The organism is Anaerolineae bacterium (genome assembly GCA_013178015.1).
GTDB lineage: Bacteria > Chloroflexota > Anaerolineae > DRVO01 > DRVO01 > Ch71.
This window is the reverse complement of the sequence record JABLXR010000094.1, coordinates 1-4,904: the sequence shown is the minus strand read 5'-3', so window position 1 is coordinate 4,904 and position 4,904 is coordinate 1. Positions and strand designations below refer to the sequence as shown.

The window sequence follows — 4,904 nt, the reverse complement described above, 5'->3', positions numbered from 1 at the left end:
GTCACGGTATATGTACATCAACTCCTTGTCGAAGAGCGCGCGCTTCAGGTCCACGGCCATCTCGCGCGCCAGGGCCAGGATCTCAGCCGACTCCTCCTGAGTGAGCTCGCCGCCGAACTCCTTGAACTTGTGGTAGATGGTATGGGACCCGGAGTGCTTGCCCACTACCAGCTGCCGCTCCAGCCCCACTTCTTCCGGGCTAAAGACCTCGTAGTTCTGGGGATTCTTGAGGACGCCGTCCACGTGTATGCCCGACTCGTGGGCGAACACGTTCGTACCGACGATGGTCTTCCAGACTGGCACCGCCCGAGAGCTCGCGTCGGCGACGTATTCCACTACTTCGCGGAAACGGGCGGTGTCTATGCCCAGGTCCCTCCCGTAGAGGTACTTCAGGGCCATGACCACCTCTTCCAGCGAGGAGTTGCCCGTGCGCTCGCCCAGGCCACCGATGGATACCGCCATACCATCGGCCCCACCTCGGAGGCCGGACATGACATTGGCGGTAGCCATGCCGAAGTCGTCATGCATGTGCAGCTCGAGCGGGACCGGCAGGGCCTCCTTAAGCTCTCGGACGCGACGGTATATGCCGAATGGGTGGTCGACGCCGAGGGTATCGCAATAGCGGACGCGCTCAGCCCCCTCTTCGATGCCCACAGAGTAGTACTGGCGCAGGAAGGCAAGGTCGGTGCGAGAGGCATCCTCGGCACTCACGGTGAAGCGTAGGCCGAGCTCTCTGGCCCGGCGGCTCGCTGTGGCCATCTGATCCAGCACCCAGGCGCGGCTCTCGCCGAAGCGGCGCTCGATGTGGATGTCCGAAGTGGAGATGGAGATGACGATGGCCGGCGCCCGCGCGGCGGCGGCAGCTTCCACGTCCTCGACCCGGGCCCGGCAGAAGGCGGTCGGCGTAAGGCCCAGGTTCAGGTCCACCACGGTGCGGATGGTCTCCTGCTCGTGCTCCCCTAGGACGGGGTAGCCTATCTCGGCGGCCTTCACTCCGATCTCATCGAGCAGAGAGGCGATGCGCACCTTCTCGTGGCGGGCGAAGACGACGCCGGCTGTCTGCTCGCCGTCGCGAAGGGTGGTGTCTATGAGGCCGATTTCTTGCTCAAGTGGGGTCAGGATCGCCATATGTTTACTCCCAGTCGGCGCAGGTCTTCGTACTCCTGCAAGACCTCTTCGTCGAACAGGGCTCGCTTCAGAGCGATGCTTTTCTCGCGCAGGTCCGCCACCAGCTGGTCAACCTGGTCTTCGTCCAGCTCCCGACCATACTGCCGCAGCTTCTGGCGTAGGACGCTAGGGCCGGAGTATTTGCCGAACACGAAGCGGCGCAGCAGCCCCACGTCTCCGGGAGCGAAGATCTCGTACGTGGACGGGTCCCGCAGGACGCCGCTGGCCCGGCCCTCCGACTCGTACACGAAGAGGTTGGCCCCCGTGATCGGCTTCCACGTCGGAATGGGCCGATTGGAGGCGTTGGCCACGTACTCGCAGAGCTCGCGGAACCTGGCCGTCTTGAGGCCCAGGTCGAGCCCGAACACGTACTTGAGGGCCATGACGAACTCCTCCAGCACGGCATTGCCGGCCCGTTCGCCCAAGCCGTTCACGGTGGTGTTCACCCACGAAGCTCCAGCCATCACGCCGGCGATGGCGTTGGCAGTGGACATGCCGAAATCGTTGTGGGTGTGCATCTCGATGTCTATGCCGACCTCATCACGGATGAGCTTGACCCGATCGTAGGTGGCAAAGGGATCGAGCACCCCCACCGTATCGCAGAACCGGAGCCGGTCGGCTCCGGCTTGCTTGGCGTTGCGGGCGAACTGGAGGAGGTACTCCATGTCGGCACGAGAGGCATCCTCCGCGTTGACGGAGACGTACAAGTCGTGCTGCTTGGCGAACTCACAGGACTTGCTCACCGACTCCAGCACCCACTCTCGGCTCCGGCGGAGCTTGTGCTGAATGTGAATGTCTGACGCTGAGATGGAGATGGCCACCGCGTCCACGCCACAGTCGATGGAGTCCTGGATGTCGCCGATGACAGCTCGATTCCAGGCCAGCACGCTGATGGGGAGGCCCAGGTTCACGATGCGGGTGATGGCCTCCTTCTCGTCTCCACCCATGGCAGGAATGCCCGCCTCGATCTGGTCCACACCCACCTCGGCCAAGAGCCGAGCGATGTGGACCTTCTCATCATTGGCGAAGACGACGCCGGCGGTCTGCTCTCCATCGCGCAGCGTAGTGTCGTCAATGCGGATGCGATGCGCGATATCCCCTGGCGGCAGGTGGAGTCCCTCTGTACTCACGGTTATCGCCTCCAAACTGGTTGTCTACACCTCGTGCCGCGCTGGCACTGCAGGCGGCAAGCGCGGCAACCTGGACATCCGCGTCTGCGTAGAAGCCGCGCAGTTCTGGGGGCATCAGTGCCGCCAGCTTGTACATTGCCTCATCTATCAGCGCCAGCCCCTCCTGGTGTGAGGGTCTGCCCTGGCCCCAGGGCAGTTTGAAGGGCTGGCCGAACCGAACCTGAACCGGTGTGCGCCTGAGCCGACGCACATGGCGCCGGAACTCCAGCACTCCCAGTATAGCCACCGGCTGGACCCATGCGTCCGAGCGGAGCGCGAGGTACACCATTCCCGGCTTCCCGCGCTGAAGGACTCCGTCGTGGCTGCGGGTCCCTTCGGGGGCTACGATAAGGACGGCACCCCGCTCGAGCACGCTGAGCGCGGTCCTGAAGGCGCGGAGGTCGCCCTCTTGGCGTCTCACGGGGAACACGCCGTAGGCCCTCAGCACCATTCGCACGATCGGCACCCGAAACAGCTGCGCTTTGCCCATGATGGCCACCTCGCGGTCCACCATGGCGGCGGCCACCAGAGGGTCTATCCAATTGGAATGATTGAAGTATATCACCACCGGCCCTTCTGCCGGTACTAGCTCGCGTTCGCCCCACTCTACGCGTAGGAACAGCCCCAGCAGGAAGCGGAGCAGCCTCTTCAGCGGAAAGTGCCACCGGTTCATCGGGCACTCAGTCGTCTCGGTCACAGACAAGCTTCTCCAAGAGCCGCACCACCTCGGCGACGCCGATCGCGGTGCTGTCCACGTAGTGGGCATCAGGAGCGCGGCGCAGAGGCGCGACCGCGCGCCCCGAGTCTATGCGGTCCCGATCGCAGACGTTCTGCAAAGCTTGCTCGTAACTGATGCTGGCGCCCCGTGCCACTGCCTCGGCGTGGCGCCGGCGAGCCCGTTCCTCCAGCGACGCATCCAGGTACACCTTAAGATCGGCTTCGGGCAAGATCACGGTGCCGATGTCCCGACCCACTACCACCACTCTCCCTTGGCTGGCTACCTGGCGCTGCAGGTCGCGGAGACGCTCCCGCACCTGCGGATGGGCTGACACGGCGGAGACGTTGTCGTCCACCGAGGACTGCCGGAGCTCCCAGGTGACGTCCTCACCGTCTAGCCTGACCGTACTGGTGCGCCCGTCTTCCACATCGGGCGGACCGACCTGGAGGTCCATGCTCTCCACGACGCGCACCACGGCCTGCTCGTCGCTCACGGGCACACCGGCTCGCAGCGCTGCCAGCGTGGCGGCGCGGTAGACCACCCCGGTGTCGAAGAAAACGTATCCCAGCCGGGATGCCAGCTCCGCCCCGACGGTGGTCTTCCCGGAGCCAGCCGGCCCATCAATGGCTATGGTACTAGGCTTACACATGCGGTAGCCCAACCTGCTGCCGAAGCACCCGGACCTCGGACGGACTGAGCCGCCGCCAGCGCCCAGGACTCAAGTCGCCCAGGCGCAGGGGGCCGATAGCGATGCGCCGGAGCCTCTCCACCGGATGGCCGATGACCTCACACATCCTGCGGACCTGCCGCTTGCGTCCCTCTTTGAGCGTGAGGCGCAATACGCTGGACTCCTGACCGACGCGCAGCACTTCTACGCGCTCAGCCCGCGCTGGGCCGTCGTCCAGGGTCACGCCCTGGAGCAGCCGCGAGACCGCGGAGGGGGTCACCTTCCCCCTCAGCCAGACCTGGTAGACCTTGGGCACCGAGTGCCGGGGGTGAGTGAGCCGATGGGCTAGCTCGCCATCGTTGGTGAGAAGGACGAGCCCTTCGCTATCAGCATCCAAACGGCCAACCGGGTACACTCTCTCGGGGACCGTCGCCAAGTCCATGACCGTCCTGCGGCCAAGCTCGTCACGGACGCTGGTGATAACGCCTGCCGGCTTGTGCAGGGCATAGTAGGCCAAACCCTCGGGCCGAAGGGACACCAACTGGCCGTCCACGAGCACCTGATCGCGCGCGCCAACCTTCTGCCCCAGAATGGCTGGCTGGCCGTTCACCGAGACGCGCCCGCCCCTAATCAGGTTCTCTATGGATCGGCGGGACCCTACGCCTGCGTGGGCTAGCGCTTTCTGAAGGCGCTGTGGATGGCTCTGCAAGGGCCTCACCTGACTCATCGCGCCATTATAACACGGAGCACCAACGTGTGCTGCGTATGAGCTCGGTGCATCGCTCGAGGCGGACTGCCCTCGACGCGGATTGACGGAACACGGCCCCAGGAAGGCCCTGGGGCCGTGTAGCGAGTCCGCTGGGCGCGCGAGCAGATACAGGTCAGGCAGCGGTGAGGGAGCGGGCCACGTCCACGGCGGAGGCGGCATCGGGAGCGTAGCCATCGGCCCCGATCTCGTCGGCGTAGCGCTGGGTCACCGGGGCTCCCCCGATCATCACCTTCACCGAGTCCCGCACCCCCGCTTCCTTCAGCGCCTCGATCGTCGTCCTCATGGCTGGCATGGTAGTGGTGAGAAGCGCCGAGAGCCCCACCACCTTGGGCTTGTGGTCCCGCACCGCTTCCAGGAACTTCTCCGGCGATACGTCCACCCCCAGGTCCACCACGTTGAAGCCGGCCCCCTCCA

6 protein-coding genes are annotated in these 4,904 nt (G+C 65.2%); all 6 read right to left on the bottom strand.

Translation table 11 applies throughout. The features are described from left to right. A partial coding sequence (gene aksA / locus HPY83_19605; protein NPV10153.1) for a homoaconitate hydratase occupies window positions 1–1,128 on the bottom strand: 1,128 nt, incomplete at its 3' end. Next, a complete protein-coding gene (gene nifV / locus HPY83_19600) occupies window positions 1,116–2,261 on the bottom strand; it encodes a homocitrate synthase (protein NPV10152.1) in 1,146 nt (381 codons plus the stop codon). The genes nifV and aksA, both read right to left, overlap by 13 nt. Beyond that, entirely contained in the window at window positions 2,239–3,033 is a 795-nt protein-coding gene (locus HPY83_19595; GenBank protein ID NPV10151.1) for a 1-acyl-sn-glycerol-3-phosphate acyltransferase, read from the bottom strand. Before HPY83_19595 ends, nifV begins: the two co-directional genes overlap by 23 nt. Next, on the bottom strand, window positions 3,017–3,703 hold the full coding sequence (locus tag HPY83_19590; protein ID NPV10150.1) for a (d)CMP kinase: 687 nt from the start codon (window positions 3,701–3,703) through the stop codon (window positions 3,017–3,019). The genes HPY83_19595 and HPY83_19590 overlap by 17 nt, the downstream gene beginning before the upstream one ends. Continuing rightward, the gene (locus HPY83_19585; protein ID NPV10149.1) at window positions 3,696–4,448 is read right to left on the bottom strand and encodes an rRNA pseudouridine synthase; all 753 of its coding nucleotides are present in this window, start codon (window positions 4,446–4,448) and stop codon (window positions 3,696–3,698) included. The genes HPY83_19590 and HPY83_19585 overlap by 8 nt, the downstream gene beginning before the upstream one ends. Before the next feature lie 154 nt (window positions 4,449–4,602). Next, a partial coding sequence (locus HPY83_19580) for a cobalamin-binding protein (protein ID NPV10148.1) occupies window positions 4,603–4,904 on the bottom strand: 302 nt, incomplete at its 5' end.

Excerpts from the sequence above, each read along its gene's own strand:
- HPY83_19585 (NPV10149.1), bottom strand. The coding sequence starts at position 4,448 with ATGAGTCAGGTGAGGCCCTTGCAGAGCCATCCACAGCGCCTTCAGAAA.
- HPY83_19590 (NPV10150.1), bottom strand. The coding sequence starts at position 3,703 with ATGTGTAAGCCTAGTACCATAGCCATTGATGGGCCGGCTGGCTCCGGG.